Source organism: Streptomyces sp. NPDC040718, from assembly GCF_055593565.1.
In genome coordinates this window covers 100,363-120,010 of record NZ_JBVIXO010000003.1, presented here as the reverse complement: position 1 = coordinate 120,010, position 19,648 = coordinate 100,363, and the positions used below count along the sequence as shown (strand labels likewise).

Genomic DNA, 19,648 nt, shown 5'->3' with positions numbered 1-19,648 from the left:
CCGGTGGTCGAATCGGCGGGTGAGCACAGAGGGAAACACCGGACAGCGGGCGGAGCCCGAGCCGCGGGACGCCGGCCCCGACGGGCACGGCGCCCCGGTCGGGCGGCGCCTGGTCCTCGGCGTGGTCGGGCTCGGCGCCGCCGGGCCGGCGGCCGCGCCCTGGCTGCGGCGGGGCGTGGAGACGGGGCTCGGCGCGGCCGCCGACAAGGATCCGAGCGGCCTGACCGGGCTGCTGCCGAACGGGGGCGGGTTCAGGTACTACTCGGTGACCGCCTCCGTGCCCGAGCGCGGTCCGGGCGACTACCGGCTCACCGTCGACGGCTGGCATTGGCCGTCGTCCTCGCGGCGCACACCGGCAAGGCCCTGGGCGATCCGGAGGCCCGGCGAGGCCTGCGCACCGGTTCCGTGGCGCGGTGGTGGGCCGAGCACGAACACCCGCTGTGGCGGCCGGGCGACTGAAGGCCCCGGCCGCCGGAGCTCGCGGGCGGTCAGCCGCCGTCGCGGACCGCGACGATGCCGTTGAACACTCCGATGTACGCCGTGCCGTCGGGGCCGAGGGTGATCGGCGCCCAGTTGTTGTCGTACAGCGGTCCGGTGCCCGTCAGCTGCCGCCAGCGCCGCTCACCGGTGCGGAAGTCGACCGCGGTGAGGTACCAGGAGTCGATGCCCCAGCGGTTGGGCTCCTTCTCGTAGAAGTAGAGCAGCCCGTTCGCGGTGGAGAGCTTGGGCACCACGGAGGGAGCGCGGATCGCGCTCTCCCACACCGTGTCGCATCCGCTGCCGTCGGCGCGGACGTCGACGCGGCTGACACCGCCGACGACCGACTTGCCCAGGAGCAGCGAGGTGGGGTTCTCGTACCCGTAGTTGTTCTCGACGATGATGCTGTTGCCCCAGGTGATCAGGGAGTTGTCGGTGGTCGAGGCGCCGGGTCCGAAGACGGGCACCTTGCACACCAGCCGCCGTTCGGCGGGGACGTCGGCGCCCCGCCGGTAGACGAGGACGTTCATCCGGTCGTCGGCGTTGTCGGTGATGGCGACGTAGCCGTTGCCGAACAGGTCCGGGGTGGTGCCCGAGCCCTGGTTCACGGAGCCGGGCTTGGTCCCGGTCCCGCGGTCGTACGTCTGGCGCCACTGCGCCTCGGGGGTGCCGTCGGCGCGGGTGCGGAAGCCGTACAGGGCGTGGTCGGTGACGATGGAGACCCCGTCCTCGGCGACGGAGAAGGAGTTCTGGATCTCCTCGCCCTCCAGCCTGATGGAGCGGATCCGCGAGGTGGCCGGGTCGACGGTGCCCACCCGGCCCTGGCGGGTGACCCACCAGATGAGGCCGTTCCAGTCGGGCATGACCGAGGTGACGGGGTCGCAGGTGCCGCTGGGCCACAGATTGGTCCAGCTGACGCAGTCGTGCGGTACCTGGCCGGTGAGGTCCCAGTCGTCCTCGACCGTGAACTTCCAGCTCCCGTCGGGGTTCCGGGAGTGGCCCAGGCGCAGGATGTGCTGGCGCGAGTCGGCCAGCACCGCGCGGTCCTGGTCGTCCAGGTAGAAGTAGGCGCCGCCCGAGGTGTCCTTGAAGACCTTCGCGAAGTCGAGCGAGGTGATCGCCTCGACGGTGGAAGAGCGCTGCGGGAGCCGGTACTCCGCGAGCGTGGCGAGCGTACGGGGCTCCAGGAGCTTGACCTTGAAGCCGGAGAAGGTGCCGCAGACGGTGACCAGGCGGCCGCCGGCGTCGAAGGTGGCGGTGGCGCACTCGCCTCCGAGGGCGGCGATCTTCTCGCTGGTGACCTGGGGGTCCTTCCCCAGGGGGCCGGACCACGGGGCGGTGGCGCTGCCGCCCGCGTCCGAGTGCATGCCGCTGCGGCCGTTGGGCGCGAGGTGGGGGTGCTGCGGCGGGGCCTCGCCCGGCAGCGGGGCGGCGGTCGCGGGGGCGCCGTCGTAGTGGCTGACCAGGCGGTGGCCGGGGGCTTTGGGGATCTCCTCGGCCCGGGCGGCCGGGGCGGTCCCGCCGATCAGCGTCAGGGCGGCGATGGCCGGTACCACGGCGCAGTTCAGCGCTCTTCGGAACATCCGGTCGTCCTCCTTGCTCCTCGGTGTTGTTGACATTGCGTCTGACATCGCGCCGCCGCCAGACGCTAGATCGCACTGCCCGAGGAGTCCATGGACGAGCCGGATGATTCACGAAGGCGCAACAGTCGGTCAGCCGTCCGCGATCTCGCTCCAGTGCGCCGTGCGGTCGCACCAGCGGCCGAGCAGCACCGGATCGTGCCCGACGGCCAGCAGGCCGGCCCCGGTCCGCCTCCGGTACTCCTCGACCACCCCGACCAGGGCCGCCGTGGTCGAGGCGTCGAGCATCGCGGTCATCTCGTCGCAGACCAGCCAGCGCGGCCGCAGCACCAGCGCCCGGGCCACGCAGGCGCGCTGGAGCTGCCCGTCGCTGACCTCGTGGGGGCGCCGGGCGAGGAGGTCGGCCCCCAGACCGACCAGGTCGGCCAGCTCGGCGACGGCCGCCTCCGCCTCCTTGCGCCGGCCCGTGGCCCGGAGCGGTTCCGCGACGAGGTCGTACAGCCTGAGGCGGGGGTCGGCCGAGAGACGGGGCTGCTGGAAGACGACGCCGACTTCGGTGCGCAGGGATCGCGGGGCCCGGTGCCGGAAGCCGGTCACCGCGCGGCCGTCGAGGGCCACCGTCCCCCGTTCGGGCCGGTGCAGCAGGGCGGCGACCCGGGCCAGGGTGGACTTGCCGCAGCCGCTGGGCCCGAGCAGCCCGAGGGCCTCGCCGGGGTGCAGCGCGAGGTGCGCGTTGCGTACGACGGGAGTCCCGCTGCCGTAGCCGGCGGTGATGCCCTTGAGCTCAAGCACGGTGGCAGGCCACCCCTTCGGTCAGCGGGGGCCGCCCGGCCCGGCAGGCCGCGTCGGCGAGGGCGCAGCGGGCGGCGAAGGCGCAGCCGGGCGGCAGGTCGCCCAGCTCGGGCGGGGCGCCGGGGATCGGGGTGAAGGCCCGCTCGGGCAGGGCGTCGAGCAGGCCCCGGGCGTAGGGGTGGCGGGGGCCGGGTTCGCCGAAGAAGGTGTCGGCGGGGGCGAGTTCCACGATCCGGCCCGCGTACATGACGGCGACGGTGTCGGCGATGCGCTGGGCGGCCGCGAGGTCGTGGGTGATCATCAGGAGGGCGCGGCCGGCGTCCCGGGTGTGGGCGCGCAGTTCGTCGACGGTGCGTTCCACGAGGTCCCGGTCGAGGCCGGTGGTCGGCTCGTCGGCGAGGAGCAGGGGCGCGTCCCCGATGAGCGCGAGGGCGGTGGCGGCGCGCTGGGCGAGGCCGCCGGAGAGCTGGTGGGGGTGGTGGTCGAGGTGGCTCGCGGGGAAGGCGGCCCGGGCGGCCGCGGCTTCGGCGGCGGCGCGCGGGTCGTCGGCGCCGGTGAGCTCCCGGACGGTCTCCTCCAGGTGGGAGCGGACGGAGCGGACGGGGGTGAGGTGTGCGGCGGGGCTCTGCGGGACCAGGCCGACGCGGCGGCCGCGCACCGTGCGGGCCAGGGTCTTCTCGTCGGCGGCGAGCAGGTCGAGGCCGTCTCCGAGGCGGGCCGAGCCGGCGGTCTCGGCGTTGCCGGGGAGCAGGCCGAGCAGGGCGGAGGCGAGGACGGACTTGCCGCAGCCGCTCTCGCCGACGAGGGCGAGGCATTCGCCGGGACCGAGGCGGAACGCGGCGTCGGAGACGGCCTCGACGTAGCGTCCGCCGCGCATCCGGAAGCGGACGGAGAGCCCTTCCACCTGGAGGACGTCACCACCCGCGTTCACGGGGCCGGGATGCCCCGCCGTCTCGGGTGACCCGGCCCCGGCAGTGGTCCGAGGCAGGGGGTCCCTTCCCGGTGGGGACGAGGGCGTGGGTGCGGGGTGCGGGGTCACAGGGTCAGCTCCGAGCGGCGGCGGGGGCTCAGGCGGTCGCGCCAGGCGCCCGCGAGGCCGGCGATGGCCAGGGTGGGGACGATCAGCAGCAGGCCGGGGAAGAGGGTGGGCCACCAGTCCCCGGCGAGCAGCGAGCCGCGGCCGCCCTGGACGAGGGTGCCGAGGCTGGCCTGGTGGGCGGGCAGGCCGAGGCCGAGGAAGGACAGGGCGGACTCGTGCCACATGGCGTGCGGGATCATCAGCACCGCGGCCAGCCCGGCCTGCGGCAGCACGCCGGGGACCAGGTGCCGGACGGTGACCCGCCACCGGGAGGCGCCGCCGGAAACGGCCGCGTCCACGAAGGGGCGGCCGCGCAGCGAGAGCACCTCGGCGCGCACGATGCGGGCGGTGGAGAGCCAGTGGGTCAGCGCCACCGAGACCACCACCGGCCATACGCCCGGCCGGAACAGGGCCACGATGAAGATCCCCAGCAGCAGGTGCGGGATCGCGGCGAGGGCGTCGACGGCCCGCATCGCGAGCCGGTCGGTGCGGCCGCCGAGCGCCCCCGCGGCCGCGCCCACGGCGGTGCCGAGGACGGTGGCGACGAGCGCCGCGACGACGCCGACCAGCAGGGAGACGCGCAGCCCGTAGACGCAGCGCAGCAGCAGGTCGCGGCCCACGTCGTCGGTGCCGAAGGGGTGCTCCCACGACGGCGGCAGCAGCTTCGCGGAGAGGTCCACGGCCTGCTGGTCGAGCTGGACCAGCGGGGGCACCAGCAGGACGGCGAGGACGAGGACGGCGGTGACCGCGGCCGCGGTGCGCACGCGCAGGGCGCGGGTGGAGCGGCGGTCCGGAGCGTGCCGGCGCCAGGCGGTGTCAGCCATCGAAGCCCACCCTCGGGTCGGCCAGCCCGTACAGCAGGTCGGACAGCAGGTTCCCGGCGAGTACGGCGGCGGTGGCCAGTACGGTCAGCGCGGCCAGCAGGGGGAAGTCCACCGAGGTGGCGGCGGCGACGGTGGCGGCGGCGATGCCGGGCCAGCTGAACACGGTCTCGACCAGCAGGGCGCCGGTGATCAGCTCCGGGACCCGGGAGCCGATGAGGGTGAGCATGGGCAGCATTCCGGAGCGCAGGCCGTGGCCCAGCAGGACCCGCCGCTCGGACAGGCCCCGCGCGCGGGCGCCTCGTACCGGGTCCTCGTCGAGGGCGTCGGCCACGCCCTGGCGTACGTAGAGGAAGAACCAGGGCAGTTGGGAGATGCCGAGGACCAGTGCGGGCAGCACCAGGTGGGAGGCGACCCCGGCGGCGGTGACGGTGTCGTCGGCGGCGTCGGTGAGCCCGCCGGAGGGCAGTACGCCGAGCCGTACGGAGAAGAACCAGACGGCGAGCAGGCCGAGCCAGAAGGCGGGGGCCGCCTCCAGGGTGTACGCGAGGCCGGAAACGGCCCGGTCCAGGGCCCCGCCCCGGCGGCGGGCCGCGAGCACCCCGAGCAGCGTGCCCAGCAGGACGGCCACGGCGAAGGCGCAGCCGGCGAGCAGTGCCGACCAGCCCACGCGCTCGGCGATGACGTCGGCGACGGGCTGGCGCATCACGGCGGAGTCGCCGAGGTCACCGGTGAGCGCGGAGGTGAGCCAGTGCCACCACTGGGCGGGGAAGGGCCGGTCCACGCCGAGGTTGGCGCGCAGCTGGTCGAGTTCGGCCTGGGAGGCGGTGAGTCCGGCGGTGCCGGCGTAGGCCTTCACGGGGTCGAAGGGGGACAGCGCGGCGACGGCGAAGACCCCGAAGGTGACGACGAGGAGGACGGGGACGGCGGACAGGGTCCGCCGTCCCGCCATGCGCGCCATCGGCCCCCAGGGCGGGCGGCCCGGACGGCGGCGAAGCGTCACTTCTGCTTCGGCTTCCAGTTCTCGACGTTCCACCAGGGGCCGGAGCCGAGGCCGTGGTCGTGCGGCTCGACCTGGGTGGAGGGGCCCTCCCACTTGTCGTTCACCACGTACAGGTGGTCGATGTGGGTGAGGAACACGTAGCCCGGGTTCTGGACGAGTTCGCGCTGCACGGTGTCGTACGCGGCCTTGCGGGCGGCGGGGTCGCCGCTGGTGCGGCCGTCGGCCACGGCCCGGTCGACGGCCGGGTTGGCGTACTGGGCCATGTTGTTGAAGCCGTCGCCCGCGAGGGAGGAGGTCAGCAGCTGGTACTGGTCGAAGTCGGGGTCGGCCGGGGAGCCGCCGCCGGCGAGGACGGCGTCGGTCTTCATCCGGGGCTCGATGACCTCCCAGGTCCCGGCCTGCGTCTTCACCTCGATGCCGGCCTTCTTCGCGTCGGAGGCGAAGGCCAGTGCGTGGTCCTGGCGGATCTTGTCGCCGGAGGTGTACCAGAGCGGGAAGGAGGCGCGGACCCCGTCCTTGGCACGGATGCCGTCCTCGCCGGTCTTCCAGCCCGCTTCGTCGAGGATCTGCTTGGCCCGTTCGAGGTCGTACGGGCGCTCCGTGCCCGGCGTGAACCAGCGGCTGTCGGTGGGCACGGGCCCGTAGGCGGCCTTGCCCGCGTCGTCGAGGAGCTTGTCGACCATGGCCTGGCGGTCCACGGCGATGTCCAGCGCCCGGCGCACGGCCACGTCACCGGTGACGGTGTTGTGCGTCGGGAGGGTGACGTTGCGGTAGTCGAAGGTCTTGGCGGCGAACGTCTTGCGCGCCCCGTCCTTCGCGAAGCCCCGGGCGAGGTTCGGCGGCAGGATGGCGGCGTCCAGTTCCCCGGCGCGCAGCCGGGTCGCGCGGACGTCGTCGTCCTTGACGACGGCCATGGTGAACTTCTTCACGGCGGGCTCGCCGCCCCAGTAGTCCGGGTTGGCCCTGAAGCTGATCTTCTCGCCCTTGGACCAGCCGGTCAGCAGGTACGGGCCGGTGCCGACGGGCTTCGTGGTGAACTCGCCGCTGTTGACGTCCTGCCGGCCCGCGATGTGCTCGGGGGCGATGGGCAGTACGGTCCGCTCGGCGAACGGGGCGTAGGGGTACTTGAGGGTGAAGACGACCTTGTCGGAGCCCTGGGCCGTGACGCTCTCGACGGCGTCCAGCTCGGTCCTGGAGGCGTTGTTGGTCTTCGGGTCCAGGATGGTCCGGTAGGTGAACTCGACGTCCTTGGCGGAGAAGGGCTCCCCGTCGCTGAACTTCACGCCCCGGCGCAGCTTGTAGGTGTACGTGCGGCCGTCCGCGGAGACCTCCGGCAGGGTCTCGGCCAGCGCGGGCTTCAGTTTCATGTCCGCGTCGTGGGTGAGCAGGCCGTCGAAGACCTTGGAGTTGCCGTCCTTGCCGTAGCCGAGCAGGGGGCTGAGGCTCTCCGGCTCGGTAGCGATCCCGACCACCGCGGATTCCGTCGGCGAGGCGGCCCCCGAGGGGTTCGAGCAGGCCGCCAGGCCCGTGATGAGCGCGGTGGCGAGCATCGCGCCGGCCGCTCCCCGTACTGTCCGGGCCGTCATGCTGTACACATCCCTGTTCAAAATCAGCTGTTATTGCAAAGAGATCGCAATAATGCCAGACAAGAGCAGAAGAAGACGAACCCACCCAGAGCGGCCCCCCGGGCCGCCCCCGCCGGTCGCGGGGTCTTGCGGGTCCACCCCACCCCGTGCCATATATGTCTAGACCAATAGTGGTTGAAGGGCGGAAGGGGCACCCCGTGCGAGGCACCACCTCCCCGCGCCGCGCCGGGGCGGCGGCGCTCGCCCTCGGCCTGGCCGCCGTCCTGGCCGCGTGCGGCGCGGACGGCGGCACCCGGCCCCCGCCGACCCCCACCGGGCTGACCGCGCAGGCGGGCAGCGCCACCTCGGCCCACGTGATGTGGCGGGCGCCCGGCACCGCCGACGGGGTCAGCGGCTACCAGGTGTTCCAGGGCGGCCAGTTGGTCCGGGAGCTCCCCGCCGACAAGACCATGACCGACATCACCGGCCTCTCCCCGCGGACCACGTACGCCTTCACCGTCCGCGCCAAGGGCGCCGCCGGGAACCGCTCCCCGCTCAGCGCCCCGGCCGAGGTGACCACCCGGGCCGCCAAGGCCGAGGACCACCAGGCCCCCACCGCCCCGCCCACCGCCACCGGCCGCGCCGAGGGACCCCACGAGGCCCGGCTGAGCTGGGGCGCGGCGGCCGACGACACCGGCGTGACCGCGTACGACGTCTACCAGGCCGGGATCCGCGTCCACACCGCGCCCGGCACGGACGGGGCCACCACCGTCACCGGCCTCCAGCCCGGCACCGCCTACGTGTTCACCGTCCGCGCCCGCGACGGCTCCGACAACTCCTCCCCGGACGGCCCGCCCGTGGCGGTGACCACCCCCGCCGACCCGGGCCAGGCCCCGCGCACGGCCCCCGGCTCGTTCACCGCGGCCGCCTCCCCCGGCGCGGTGGAGCTGACCTGGACCGCCCCCGACACCGGCCGCCCGACCGGCGAGTACCAGCTCTACGTCAACGACCGGCCCGTCACCGTCATCCAGTTCGGCGCCGGGGCCGTCCCCGAGGGCCGGGCCTCCTACCGGCTCACCACCACCGAGCCCGCCGGCACGGTCTGGACGCTGAAACTGCGCGCCCGGCTGCCCGACGGCAACTGGGGCGCCTTCTCCGAGGAACGGCGGATCCCGCTGTCCGGCTGACCCCGGCCCGCGCGGCCCGGGACGGATCCGGACCGAACGGCAGACCCCGCGAAAGAAGATCGCGCACAATACATCCGTGTTCGGTGAGTACTCGGTCAACCACAATCAGGCAGACTCCGCATGCGGGGACCCCACTCCGGACCCGGGCGCCGTCCCGGGAAAGCCGCCGGGCAACCTGCCTCCGGAAGCAGCCGGCTTCATCGGCCGCGACGACGAACTGGACACCCTCGACGGCCTGTTGGGCGAACGAAGACTGGTCACCCTGACCGGGGTCGGCGGCGTGGGCAAGACCCGGCTCGCCCTGCGCGCCGCCACCCGGCGCAGCCTCGCCCCCCGTCCGGACGGCACCCGCCCCGGCCGCGCCTGGCCCGACGGGATCTGGTGGGTGGAGCTCTCGCCGCTGCGCGACCCCTCACTGCTCACCACGACCGTCGCGCACGCCATCGGCCTCGCCGACCACTCCGTCCACCCGCTCGACGAGGAACTGTGCGCGTGGATGGCCGACAAGGCCCTGCTGCTCGTCCTCGACACCTGCGAGCACATGGTCGCCGAAGTCCGCCACCTGGCGGGCGAACTGCTGCAGTCCGCGCCCGGCCTGACGGTGCTGGCCACCTCCCGGGAACGGCTCGGCTCCCCCGGCGAGACGGTGCTCGAAGTCCGCCCGCTCTCCTGCGAGGGTCCCGACAGCGAGGCGCTCGCCCTCTTCCGGGCCCGCGCCCTCGCCGCGAGCCCGGGGGCCTCGGCCGACTTCGCCGACCCCGCGCGGTCCCGGACCGCCGCCGAGGTGTGCCGCCGGCTGGACGGCATCCCGCTCGCCCTGGAGCTGGCCGGGGCCCGGATGCGGCTGTGGAGCCTGGAGCAGATGGCGCAGCGCCTCGGCGCGCGCTTCGAGGTGCTCGCCGGCACCCGCGCCGTGGTCCCGCCCCGGCACCAGACCATGCGGACCGCTATCGGCTGGAGCCACGAGCTGTGCGAGCCGGTGGAACGCCTGCTGTGGGCGCGGTTGTCGGTGTTCAGCGGGGACTTCGACATCGCCGCCGCCCGCGCCGTGTGCGCCGGCGGGCCGCTGCCCGCCGCACGGGTGGAGCGGGTGCTGGAGGGGCTGGTCGCGAAGTCCGTCGTACGGCGCTCCCGGGAGCGCGGGGCCGGCGCCCGCTACCGGATGCTCGACACCATCCGGGAGTTCGGCCACGACTGGCTCGCGGAGCTCGACGAGGTACGGACCGTCGCGGACCGCCACGCCCACTGGTACGCCGCGCTCTGCGGGGCCGCCGACCGGGGCTGGCTGGGGCCCGGCCAGCTCGACTGGTACCGCAGGATGAGCGCCGAGCACGCGCAGCTGCGCACCGCCCTGGAGCACCTGCTCGGCACGGACCCCGCCGAGGCCCTGGAGATGGCCGGGGCCCTGTGGTTCTTCTGGTTCTCGTGCGGGCACGTCCACGAGGGCCGGGCCTTCCTGGAGCGGGCCCTGCGCGGGGCCCCGGAGCCCGGGGCCGCCCGGGTCCAGGCGCAGTGGGCGCTCGGGCTGACGATGCTGCTCCAGGGGGACATGGACGGGGCCCGGGCGATGGGCGCCGAGTGCGTCCGGGCGGCGTCCCTGCTCGCCGACCCGGAGCGGCGGCTGCGCGCCGCCTACCTGCGGGGGGTTTCGGTCCTGATGCCGGGCGACCCGGTGGAGGCGCTCGCGCTGGCGGGGCCCCCGGCGCGGGCGGCGCACGGGGGGCGGGCCGACGGGCCGGGCCGGCTGCTGTGCCGGCTGGTCACGGCGTACGCCCTGTGCGACCTCGGGCGCTTCGAGGAGGCCGCCGAGGAGGCCCACGGGCTGCGCGAGGCGTGCGCGGAGCTGGGCGAGCGCTGGCTGCGGGCGTACGCGGACTACGTGCTGGCCGTCGCGGCGCTGGGGCTCGGCCAGTACGGCGAGGCCTCCCGGCACGTACGGGCCATGCTGTCCGGGAAGCGGCTGCTCGGCGACCGCTTCGGCATCGCGCTGGGCCTGGACCTGCTCGCGGCGGCGGTGGCGGCCCTCGGCGACGGGGAGCTGGCGGCGCGGCTGCTCGGCACCGGGCACGCCTGGTGGCGCACGGTGGGCCGGCCCCAGATGGGCTCGCCCTCGCTGACGGCCCTGCGGGACCAGGGCGAGCGTCAGGCCAGGGCGGCGATCGGCGACGCGGCGTACGAGACCGCGTTCAGGGGTGGTGCGGCGGCACCCACCGGCTAGGTCGCACAGCCGGTGGGCCGCTTGATGCCTGGGCTCCCGTCAGTACGGGAGGGGTCTGCCCGACGGCGTGCGCAGGTCCAGGTCTCGGGGGGCGGGCTTGGGGACGGGCTTGCGGATCAGCTGCTGACGCATGCTGCCTCCTCGCTCAGACCAGCGCCGGGCGACGGGGTTCCACCGTCCGGCCTTCGGGGAGCAGTTCACCGGTGTCGTCGAAGATGACCACCCCGTTGCAGAGCAGGCTCCAGCCCTGTTCGGGATGGGAGGCCACGACGCGCGCGGCCTCGTGGTCGGCGCTGTCGGCGGGCGGGCAGGGGGGCTGGTGGGAGCACATGGCGCACCTCCTCGCAGTGTGGGGCGGGAGGGCCGGTGGTCACCCGGCCGAACCCACGATCCACGGTGGCGGTGAGTATTGCTGATCGCCGCCCTCCGACGGAAGCCGTATTCGACGTCCAGTTCAGGGTGTGTATGCCCGCTTACCATGCGCTCATGCCCGTTATCCGGATCATTCGCCGCACGCCCCTCCCGCCCGCCGAGGTGTGGAGGCGGCTGACGGACTGGGAACGCCATGGGGCGCAGGTGCCGCTGACCCGGACGATCATCGAGACGGAGCCGCCGACGCGCGCCGGAACGCGCTTCACGGCGCGCACGGGAGTGGGAAGCGTCACGTTGGACGACGCCATGGAGGTCGTCGTCTGGGAGCCCCCGAACCTGGTCCGGCTGGAGAAGCGAGGCAGGACGGTGACGGGCTGGGCGGAGATCGAGCTCCACCCGGCCCCCGCCGGGGGCACGGAGGTCCACTGGCGCGAGGACCTGCGCCTGCGCCCCCTCCCCCGGGCCCTGGACCCGCTGGTGGCCCGCGCGGGCCACCAGCTCTTCAGCCGGGCCCTGGACCGCCTCCTGGCCTGAGGCGCGCCCCCGGCCCCGTAAAGCCGCGGCTAGCGGATCGGCATGCCGGACAGGGTGCGGGCGATCACCAGGCGCTGGATCTCGCTCGTCCCCTCGAAGATCGTGTAGATGGCCGCGTCCCGGTGCATCCGCTCCACCGGGTACTCCCGGGTGAAGCCGTTGCCGCCGAGGATCTGGACCGCCTGGGCGGTGACCTTCTTCGCCACCTCGCTCGCGTAGAGCTTCGACATCGAGCCCTCCGCCGAGGTGAACGGCTTGCCCGCGACCGCCATCCAGGACGCCCGCCACACCAGCAGCCGGGCCGCGTCGATCTGCGTGCGCATGTCCGCGAGCTGGAAGGCCACCCCCTGGTTGTCGATGATCGGGCGGCCGAACTGGGTACGGGTCTTCGCGTAGTCGAGGGCGACCTCGTAGGCCGCGCGCGCCGTGCCCACGGCCATGGCCCCGACGGCCGGCCGGGAGGCCTCGAAGGTGGCCATCGCGGCGTTCTTCACCCTCTCGCCACCGCCCGCCGCCGCCCGCTCGCGGGCCCGGGCGAGCCGCTCGTCGAGCTTCTCCTTGCCGCCGAGCAGGCAGGAGCCGGGGATCCGGACGTCCTCCAGGACCACCTCGGCGGTGTGCGAGGCGCGGATGCCGTGCTTCTTGAACTTCTGGCCCTGGGACAGGCCGGGGGTGTTCGGCGGCACGATGAAGGAGGCGTGCCCCTTGGAGCCGAGCTCCGGGTCGACCACGGCGACGACGATGTGGACGTTGGCGATGCCGCCGTTGGTGGCCCAGGTCTTGGTGCCGCCCAGCACCCACTCGTCCTTGGCCTGGTCGTAGACGGCCCGGGTGCGCATCGCGCCGACGTCGGAGCCGGCGTCCGGCTCGGAGGAGCAGAAGGCGGCGACCTTGACGTCGTCCGGGGTCCCGTACATCTGCGGGATCCAGGTGCCGATCTGCTCCTCGGTGCCGTTGGCGACGACCCCGATGGCCGCGAGGCCGGTGCCGACGATGGACAGGGCGATGCCGGCGTCGCCCCAGAAGAGCTCTTCCATGGCCATGGGGATGCCGAGGCCGGTCGGGTCGAAGAACTGCTGGGCGTAGAAGTCCAGCGAGTAGATGCCGACCTTGGCCGCCTCCTGGATGACGGGCCACGGAGTCTCTTCCCGCTCGTCCCATTCGGCGGCCGCGGGCCTGATCACGTCGGCGGCGAAGCCGTGGATCCAGTCCCGGACCTGCTTCTGGTCGTCGTTGAGCTCCATGGTGAACTCCGCCATGTCCCCTCCAGCTGTCTCACACGGTTACCGTTACTGCCGGTAACCCTCACCGTGGCCACAGTCTGTTACCGGCTGGTAAGCACTGTCAAGCGCCGCCGATTCGGTGACGGGGGTACGAGGGGTGTTACGTTGCGTGGGCGTCACGCACATCGCAAGGGCGGGGAGAGAAGCACGTCATGGAGACCAGTCAGCAGCCGGGTGAGCCGGGAACGGGAGAACGCCGCCGGCGCGAGCTGCTCGAAGCGGCGGACCGCGTCGTACTCAGGGACGGCCCCAAGGCCTCCATGAACGCCATCGCGGCGGAGGCCGGCATCACCAAGCCGATCCTCTACCGGCACTTCGGCGACAAGGCGGGCCTCTACCAGGCACTCGCCGTCCGGCACACCGACGCCCTGCTCGACTCCCTGCGCGCCGCGCTCGACGCCCCGGCCGAACGCCGCAAGCGGGTGGAATCCACCCTGGACACCTATCTCGCCGCCATCGAGGCCCGCCCGCAGGTCTACCGGTTCCTGATGCACCCCGCCGAGGACTCGCAGAGCAGCGAGCGCGGCTTCGACGTCGGCCTGCACTCCGCCCCGCTGCTGCGCCGGCTCGGCGAGGAGCTGGCGCAGGTGGTCGGGGAACGGGTCGACCTCGGCCCCGGCGGCGAACAGCTCGCCCGGATCTGGGGCCACGGCATCGTCGGCATGATGCACGCGGCCGGCGACTGGTGGCTCGGCGAGCGCCCCTGCGAGCGGGCCGCGCTGGTGGCGGGCCTCACCGACCTGCTCTGGGGCCGCCTGGCCACCGCCGGCAACCGCGCGGACGGCCCCGGCTTCTGACCCGCGCCGCCGTTCAGACCCGGCTGCCGCCCCACGGGGCCTTGGCGATCGCCCGGCGCAGCCGGCGGGCGCGCAGGCCGGTCACCCGGTCCGCGTAGACCGTGCCGTCGAGGTGGTCGCACTCGTGCTGGAGGCACCGCGCGAAGAACCCGGTCCCCTCCACGCGCACCGGGGAGCCGTCGGAGGCGACCCCCTCGACGACCGCCCGGTCGAAGCGGACGGTGCCCGCCTCCAGGCCGGGCAGTGACAGACAGCCCTCGGGGCCGCGGAACTCGTCCCCGTCCGCCTCGACCAGCCGGGGATTGACGACGTGTCCCACATGGCGGACGTCCTCGTCGTCGGGGCAGTCGTAGACGAAGACCCGCAGCCCGGTCCCGACCTGGTTCGCGGCCAGCCCGACGCCCTGGGCGGCGTACATCGTCGCGAACATGTCCTCGATGAGCCGGTCGAGTTCGGGCCCGAAGTCGGTGACCTCGGCGCAGGGAGAGTGCAGCACCGGTTCGCCCAGCAGGGTCATCGGGCGTACGGAACCGGTGGTACCGGGGAGGGGACGCTGTCGCATGGCGGTAAGGGTACGACGGGCGAATATATGAGGAGATCCGCGGCGACCTGGGGCGCCGCGGTCAAGGCCGCGGCCGGTACTGGATAGGCTGGGGCGACCGACGCTAGGAGGACAAGGGACGATGGCAGGCAACACGGAGCCGCTTTCGCCGCGGGCCAAGCTGGCCGTGACGGCGGGCAAGGCCGCGGCGGCGGTGTCGCGGGCCGCGGGACGCGGAAGCGGATCGGTGATCGGAGGCAAGGTCGCACTCAGGCTGGACCCCGATCTTCTCGGCGCGCTGGCGCAGCATCTCGATGTCGTCCTCGTCTCCGCGACGAACGGCAAGACCACGACGACCCGCCTGATCGCGGAGGCCCTGCGGGCCAGCGGTCCGGTCGTGTCCAACGCGCTGGGCGCGAACATGCCGGCCGGCATCACCTCGGCGCTCGCCGGCGGCTCGGACGCCAAGTACGGCGTCATCGAGGTGGACGAGAAGTACCTGGCCGGGGTGGCCCGGGACGTCACCCCCAAGGTGATCGCCCTGCTGAACCTCTCCCGCGACCAGCTGGACCGCGCGGCCGAGACCCGCATGCTCGCCGAGAAGTGGCGCGAGGGCCTCCAGGGCTCCAAGGCGGTCGTGGTCGCGAACTGCGACGACCCCCTGATCGTGTGGTCGGCGTCCTCGTCGCAGAACGTGGTCTGGGTCGCGGCCGGCCAGGAGTGGAAGGACGACGCCTGGTCGTGCCCCTCCTGCGGCGGCGTCATGCAGCGCCCGGGCGACGACTGGTTCTGCGGCGAGTGCGGCTTCCGCCGCCCGGCCCCGAGCTGGGTGCTCTCCGGCGACCACGTGCTCGACCCGCACGGCAGCGCCTGGCCGATCCACCTCCAGCTGCCCGGCCGCGCGAACAAGGCCAACGCCGCCACCTCGGCCGCCGTGGCCGCCGTGTTCGGCGTGCCCCCGCAGGTCGCTCTGGAGCGCATGTACCAGGTGCAGGCCGTGGCCGGCCGCTATGACGTGGTGAGCTTCATGAACCGTGAGCTGCGGCTGCTGCTCGCGAAGAACCCCGCGGGCTGGCTCGAAACGTTTTCGCTGATCGACGGGCCGCCGGCGCCGGTGATCCTCGCGGTCAACGCCCGCGGCGCGGACGGCACCGACACCTCCTGGCTGTGGGACGTGGACTACCCGCGCCTCGCCGGGCACCCGATCTTCGTGATCGGCGACCGCAAGCTCGACCTCGCGGTCCGGCTGGAGGTCGCGGGCCTGGACTTCCGGGTCTGCGAGACCCTCGACGAGGCCGTCCAGCTGGCGCCTCCCGGGCAGATCGAGCTGATCGCCAACTACACGGCGTTCCAGGACGTGCGCCGCCGCGTCGGCAACTAGTAACCGGACCTTCGAAGGACAAGAGCATGAGCGACAACAGCCTGCGTCTGGTGTGGGTCTACCCCGACCTGCTCAGCACGTACGGAGACCAGGGCAACTGCCTCGTCGTGGAGCGCCGGGCGCGCCAGCGCGGCCTCGACGTGCAGCGCGTGGACGTGCGCAGCGACCAGCCCATCCCGACCTCGGGCGACATCTACCTGATCGGCGGCGGCGAGGACCGGCCCCAGCGGCTGGCCGCCGAGCGGCTGCTGCGTGACGGCGGTCTGGAGCGCGCGGTCTCGAACGGGGCGATCGTCTTCTCCGTCTGCGCCGGTTACCAGATCCTCGGCAACGAGTTCGTCAACGACATGGGCGAGCGGCAGCAGGGCCTGGGCCTGCTGGACGTGGTGACCGTGCGCGGCGAGGGCGAGCGGTGCGTCGGCGACGTCATCGCCGACATCGACCCGCGCCTCGGCCTGCCGCAGCTGACGGGCTTCGAGAACCACCAGGGCGTCACGCACCTCGGCCCGACGGCCCGGCCGTTCGCCCGGGTGACGATGGGCCGCGGCAACGGCACCGGCGACGGCACCGAGGGCGCGTTCAACGACACCGTCTTCGGCACGTACATGCACGGCCCCGTCATGGCGCGCAACCCGCTCATCGCGGACCACCTGCTGAAGCTGGCCCTCGACGTGAACGCGCTGCCGGCCATAGACGACCGCTGGTACGACGCGCTGCGCGCGGAGCGCATGGCGGCGGCCACGCAGACCGCGTAGGGGCGCTGCCGCCCCTGCCGCACGGCCACCGGCCCGGATTCCCCCTCGGGGAGTCCGGGCCGGTGTGCATTCGTACGATCTTCTGTTTGTTCCGACCATCCTGTGGAGGATGGTTCAGTCCAGCGGGAATCCGCTTGTAGGGTGACGGGTAGTTCCAACCGGACGACGTGGTCCGGTCGTCGGCCCACGTTGCAAAGGTTCTTCCTGCCATGCGCATTGGTGTGCTCACTTCCGGCGGCGACTGCCCCGGCCTCAATGCCGTCATCCGCTCCGTCGTGCACCGCGCCGTCGTCGACCACGGCGACGAGGTCATCGGCTTCCACGACGGCTGGCGCGGCCTCCTGGAGTGCGACTACCGCAAGCTCGACCTGGACTCCGTCGCCGGCATCCTGGCCCGCGGCGGCACCATCCTCGGCTCCTCCCGGGTCCAGCCCGCGCACCTGCGCGACGGCGTGGAGCGGGCCCGCGGGCACGTCGCGGACCTCGGCCTGGACGCCATCATCCCGATCGGCGGCGAGGGCACCCTGAAGGCGGCCAACCTGCTCGCCCAGGGCGGCCTGCCGATCGTCGGCGTGCCGAAGACCATCGACAACGACATCGCCTCCACCGACGTCACCTTCGGCTTCGACACCGCCGTCGGGGTCGCCACCGACGCCCTGGACCGGCTGAAGACCACCGCCGAGTCCCACCAGCGCGTGATGGTCGTGGAGGTCATGGGCCGCCACACCGGCTGGATCGCCCTGCACTCGGGCATGGCGGCCGGCGCGCACGCCATCGTCGTCCCGGAGCGCCCCTTCGACATCGAGGAGCTGACGGCGATCGTCGGCGAGCGCTTCTCGGCGGGCAAGCGGTTCGCGATCGTCGTGGTCGCCGAGGGCGCCAAGCCCCTGCCCGGCACGATGGAGTACCAGGCGGGCGGCAAGGACCAGTACGGCCACGAGCGCTTCGCGGGCATCGGCAACATCCTGGCCGTCGAACTGGAGCGGCGCCTGGGCAAGGAGGCCCGTCCGGTCATCCTGGGCCACGTCCAGCGCGGCGGCACGCCCACCGCGTACGACCGGGTCCTGGCCACCCGCTTCGGCTGGCACGCGGTGGAGGCGGCGCACCGGGGCGAGTTCGGCATGCTGACGGCCCTGCGCGGCACGGACATCGTGATGGTCCCCCTCGCGGAGGCCACCTCGACCCTGAAGACGGTCCCGAAGGACCGCTACGACGAGGCCCAGACCGTTCTGTGATGTTTCCCCCCTTCTGAGACCGCCCCCGGACGCGATCGCGTCCGGGGGCGGCACTACTGTGGTGGAGCGCCACAGTCAAGGGAGTGAAGGCATGGATCACAGCGGTCACGGCATGGGCATGGACATGGACCTGCCGCCGTTCACCCTCGGGCGCGGGCTGGAGTTCTCCTTCGACGCCTTCTTCCTCTTCGGCTCGCTGCTGGGGCTCGCCCTGTACGGGTGGGGCGTGCTGCGGCTGCGCCGGCGCGGGGACTCCTGGCCGGTGGGCCGGGCCGTCGCCTTCGTCACCGGTGTGCTGACGGTGATGCTGGTGATGTGCACCAAGCTGAACGACTACGGCATGATCATGTTCAGCGTGCACATGGTCCAGCACATGGTGATCAGCATGGTCACCCCGATCCTGCTGCTGCTCGGGGCGCCGGTGACGCTGGCCCTGCGGGCCCTGCCGCCGGCGGCGCGCGGCCACAAGGGGCCGCGCGAGCTGCTCCTGATGCTGCTGCACAGCCGGTACATGCGGATCGTCACCCACCCGGCCTTCACGATCCCGATGTTCATCGCGAGCCTCTACGCGCTGTACTTCACCCCGATCTTCGACTTCCTGATGGAGAGCAAGCCCGGCCACATCGGCATGATGGTCCACTTCCTCGCCGTCGGCCTGATCTTCTTCTGGCCGATCATGGGCGTGGACCCGGGCCCGCACCGCCCCGGCTACGTGATGCGGATGCTGGAGCTGTTCGCGGGCATGCCCTTCCACGCCTTCTTCGGCATCGCGCTGATGATGGCGAGCGAGCCGATGATCAAGACGTACGCGAACCCGCCGGCCTCCCTGGAGATCGACCCGCTGCTCGACCAGCAGTGGGGCGGCGGCATCGCATGGGCGTTCAGCGAGATCCCCTCGGTGCTGGTGCTGATCGCTCTGATCTACCAGTGGTACCACTCGGAGCAGCGGGTGGCGCGGCGCTCGGACCGGGCCGCCGACCGGGACGGCGACAAGGAGCTCGCCGCCTACAACGCGTATCTCGCCTCGCTCCAGCAGCGCGGCCAGTAGCGCGGAGCCCGCATCAGGCGCCACCATGGGGCATGACCGGATCCGTTAAGGCGATGGCCGTCACGACCTTCGCCGCTCTGGTGGCCGTCTCCACATATTCGGTGGCGCTCGGCAGCAACGGCTGGCTGTGGTTCGGCTGGGTAGTGCTGGGGCTGCTGACGATGGGGATGGCGGCTTCGCGCAGCGCCTGACCCTCCCGGCCCCGCGTTGACTGTCCGTAGGATGGCCGTGACATAGGGGCATCGACGGGAGCGGCCTGGTGTTCTACCACTTGCTCAAGCACGTACTGCTCGGTCCGCTGCTGCGGCTGCTGTTCCGGCCGCGGATCGAGGGGCTGGAGAACATCCCCGCGGCGGGCGCCGCGATCGTCGCGGGCAACCACCTGTCCTTCTCGGACCACTTCCTGATGCCCGCGATCCTCACGCGCCGGATCACCTTCCTCGCCAAGGCCGAGTACTTCACCGGGCCCGGCCTCAAGGGCCGGCTGACCGCCGCCTTCTTCCGCAGCGCCGGGCAGATCCCGGTGGACCGCTCCGGCAAGGACGCCGGGCAGGCGGCCCTGCGCGAGGGCCTCGGGGTGCTGGCCGAGGGCGAGCTGCTCGGCATCTACCCCGAGGGCACCCGCTCCCACGACGGGCGGCTCTACAAGGGCAAGGTCGGGGTGGCGGCCATGGCCCTGGGCGCGGGGGTGCCGGTGGTGCCCTGCGCGATGCTCGGCACCTTCGAGATCCAGCCGCCCGGCCAGAAGCTCCCGAAGATCCGGCGGGTCACGATCCGCTTCGGGGCGCCGCTGGAGTTCTCCCGGTACGCCGGCATGGAGGGCGAGCGGGCCGTGCTGCGCGCGGTCACGGACGAGATCATGTACGCGATCCTGGGCCTCTCCGGCCAGGAGTACGTGGACCGGTACGCGGCCGAGGTCAAGGCCGAAGAGGAGGAGAAGAAGCGGAAGAAGGCCCGGCGCCTGTCGCGCTGAGCCTTCTC

The 19,648-nt window shown here is 73.1% G+C and carries 19 protein-coding genes and 2 pseudogenes; 12 read left to right on the top strand and 9 right to left on the bottom strand.

Translation table 11 applies throughout. The features are described 5' to 3' along the window. Positions 1–19: 19 nt before the first annotated feature. A pseudogene (locus tag ACZ597_RS09310) lies at positions 20–322 on the top strand (molybdopterin-dependent oxidoreductase); the annotation flags it as partial. Then, positions 322–459: pseudogene (locus ACZ597_RS09305) on the top strand (cytochrome b/b6 domain-containing protein); the annotation flags it as partial. The pseudogenes ACZ597_RS09310 and ACZ597_RS09305, both read left to right, overlap by 1 nt. Positions 460–488: 29 nt before the next feature. On the opposite strand, the gene ACZ597_RS09300 reads toward ACZ597_RS09305, so the two are convergent. The 6 genes from ACZ597_RS09300 to ACZ597_RS09275 form a co-directional block, all read right to left on the bottom strand. Then, entirely contained in the window at positions 489–2,060 is a 1,572-nt protein-coding gene (locus ACZ597_RS09300) for a hypothetical protein (protein ID WP_471327108.1), read from the bottom strand. 129 nt (positions 2,061–2,189) lie between these two features. Continuing rightward, positions 2,190–2,849 (bottom strand): ABC transporter ATP-binding protein, encoded by a 660-nt coding sequence (locus tag ACZ597_RS09295; RefSeq protein ID WP_471327105.1) that lies wholly within the window; start codon positions 2,847–2,849, stop codon positions 2,190–2,192. Continuing rightward, positions 2,842–3,726 (bottom strand): ABC transporter ATP-binding protein, encoded by an 885-nt coding sequence (locus ACZ597_RS09290; RefSeq protein ID WP_471327951.1) that lies wholly within the window; start codon positions 3,724–3,726, stop codon positions 2,842–2,844. The genes ACZ597_RS09295 and ACZ597_RS09290 overlap by 8 nt, the downstream gene beginning before the upstream one ends. Before the next feature lie 158 nt (positions 3,727–3,884). Next, complete coding sequence (locus ACZ597_RS09285; RefSeq protein WP_471327102.1) at positions 3,885–4,751, bottom strand: ABC transporter permease; 867 nt, start codon at positions 4,749–4,751, stop codon at positions 3,885–3,887. After that, entirely contained in the window at positions 4,744–5,709 is a 966-nt protein-coding gene (locus ACZ597_RS09280) for an ABC transporter permease (RefSeq protein ID WP_471327100.1), read from the bottom strand. The genes ACZ597_RS09285 and ACZ597_RS09280 overlap by 8 nt, the downstream gene beginning before the upstream one ends. Before the next feature lie 38 nt (positions 5,710–5,747). Further along, positions 5,748–7,337, bottom strand: coding sequence for an ABC transporter substrate-binding protein (locus ACZ597_RS09275; RefSeq protein ID WP_471327097.1), 1,590 nt, complete (start codon positions 7,335–7,337; stop codon positions 5,748–5,750). Between the two features lie 197 nt (positions 7,338–7,534). Here ACZ597_RS09275 and ACZ597_RS09270 point away from each other — a divergent pair, with 197 nt between their 5' ends. Both ACZ597_RS09270 and ACZ597_RS09265 read left to right on the top strand, forming a co-directional pair. Continuing rightward, positions 7,535–8,503: a fibronectin type III domain-containing protein gene (locus tag ACZ597_RS09270; RefSeq protein ID WP_471327095.1), complete on the top strand. Its 969-nt coding sequence runs from the start codon at positions 7,535–7,537 to the stop codon at positions 8,501–8,503. Between the two features lie 76 nt (positions 8,504–8,579). Further along, positions 8,580–10,721, top strand: coding sequence for an ATP-binding protein (locus ACZ597_RS09265; RefSeq protein ID WP_471327092.1), 2,142 nt, complete (start codon positions 8,580–8,582; stop codon positions 10,719–10,721). Between the two features lie 145 nt (positions 10,722–10,866). Here the strand turns inward: ACZ597_RS09265 and ACZ597_RS09260 are convergent, their stop codons facing one another. Further along, positions 10,867–11,052, bottom strand: coding sequence for a DUF5999 family protein (locus tag ACZ597_RS09260; RefSeq protein ID WP_125815414.1), 186 nt, complete (start codon positions 11,050–11,052; stop codon positions 10,867–10,869). A 155-nt stretch (positions 11,053–11,207) separates the two neighbouring features. Between ACZ597_RS09260 and ACZ597_RS09255 the strand changes: the two genes are divergently transcribed. Then, the gene (locus ACZ597_RS09255; protein WP_471327089.1) at positions 11,208–11,627 is read left to right on the top strand and encodes an SRPBCC family protein; all 420 of its coding nucleotides are present in this window, start codon (positions 11,208–11,210) and stop codon (positions 11,625–11,627) included. Between the two features lie 29 nt (positions 11,628–11,656). On the opposite strand, the gene ACZ597_RS09250 is transcribed toward ACZ597_RS09255, so the two are convergent. Beyond that, positions 11,657–12,886, bottom strand: coding sequence for an acyl-CoA dehydrogenase family protein (locus tag ACZ597_RS09250; RefSeq protein WP_471327086.1), 1,230 nt, complete (start codon positions 12,884–12,886; stop codon positions 11,657–11,659). A gap of 176 nt (positions 12,887–13,062) precedes the next feature. Here ACZ597_RS09250 and ACZ597_RS09245 point away from each other — a divergent pair, with 176 nt between their 5' ends. Continuing rightward, positions 13,063–13,707: a TetR/AcrR family transcriptional regulator gene (locus tag ACZ597_RS09245; RefSeq protein WP_471327083.1), complete on the top strand. Its 645-nt coding sequence runs from the start codon at positions 13,063–13,065 to the stop codon at positions 13,705–13,707. A gap of 13 nt (positions 13,708–13,720) precedes the next feature. Here ACZ597_RS09245 and def read toward each other — a convergent pair whose 3' ends face one another. Next, a complete protein-coding gene (def, locus tag ACZ597_RS09240) occupies positions 13,721–14,269 on the bottom strand; it encodes a peptide deformylase (protein WP_471327080.1) in 549 nt (182 codons plus the stop codon). Positions 14,270–14,390: 121 nt separating this feature from the next. On the opposite strand from def, the gene ACZ597_RS09235 reads away from it, so the two are divergent. The 6 genes from ACZ597_RS09235 (at position 14,391) to ACZ597_RS09210 (ending at position 19,640) form a co-directional block, all read left to right on the top strand. Further along, complete coding sequence (locus tag ACZ597_RS09235; RefSeq protein ID WP_385762991.1) at positions 14,391–15,629, top strand: Mur ligase family protein; 1,239 nt, start codon at positions 14,391–14,393, stop codon at positions 15,627–15,629. 26 nt (positions 15,630–15,655) lie between these two features. After that, the gene (locus tag ACZ597_RS09230; RefSeq protein ID WP_471327077.1) at positions 15,656–16,384 is read left to right on the top strand and encodes a type 1 glutamine amidotransferase; all 729 of its coding nucleotides are present in this window, start codon (positions 15,656–15,658) and stop codon (positions 16,382–16,384) included. 209 nt (positions 16,385–16,593) lie between these two features. Then, complete coding sequence (locus tag ACZ597_RS09225; RefSeq protein ID WP_471327074.1) at positions 16,594–17,619, top strand: 6-phosphofructokinase; 1,026 nt, start codon at positions 16,594–16,596, stop codon at positions 17,617–17,619. Positions 17,620–17,710: 91 nt separating this feature from the next. Then, a complete protein-coding gene (locus ACZ597_RS09220) occupies positions 17,711–18,667 on the top strand; it encodes a cytochrome c oxidase assembly protein (RefSeq protein ID WP_471327071.1) in 957 nt (318 codons plus the stop codon). A gap of 32 nt (positions 18,668–18,699) precedes the next feature. Next, the gene (locus tag ACZ597_RS09215; protein ID WP_471327068.1) at positions 18,700–18,858 is read left to right on the top strand and encodes a hypothetical protein; all 159 of its coding nucleotides are present in this window, start codon (positions 18,700–18,702) and stop codon (positions 18,856–18,858) included. A gap of 68 nt (positions 18,859–18,926) precedes the next feature. Beyond that, positions 18,927–19,640: a lysophospholipid acyltransferase family protein gene (locus ACZ597_RS09210; protein WP_471327065.1), complete on the top strand. Its 714-nt coding sequence runs from the start codon at positions 18,927–18,929 to the stop codon at positions 19,638–19,640. The last annotated feature ends 8 nt before the right edge of the window (positions 19,641–19,648 follow it).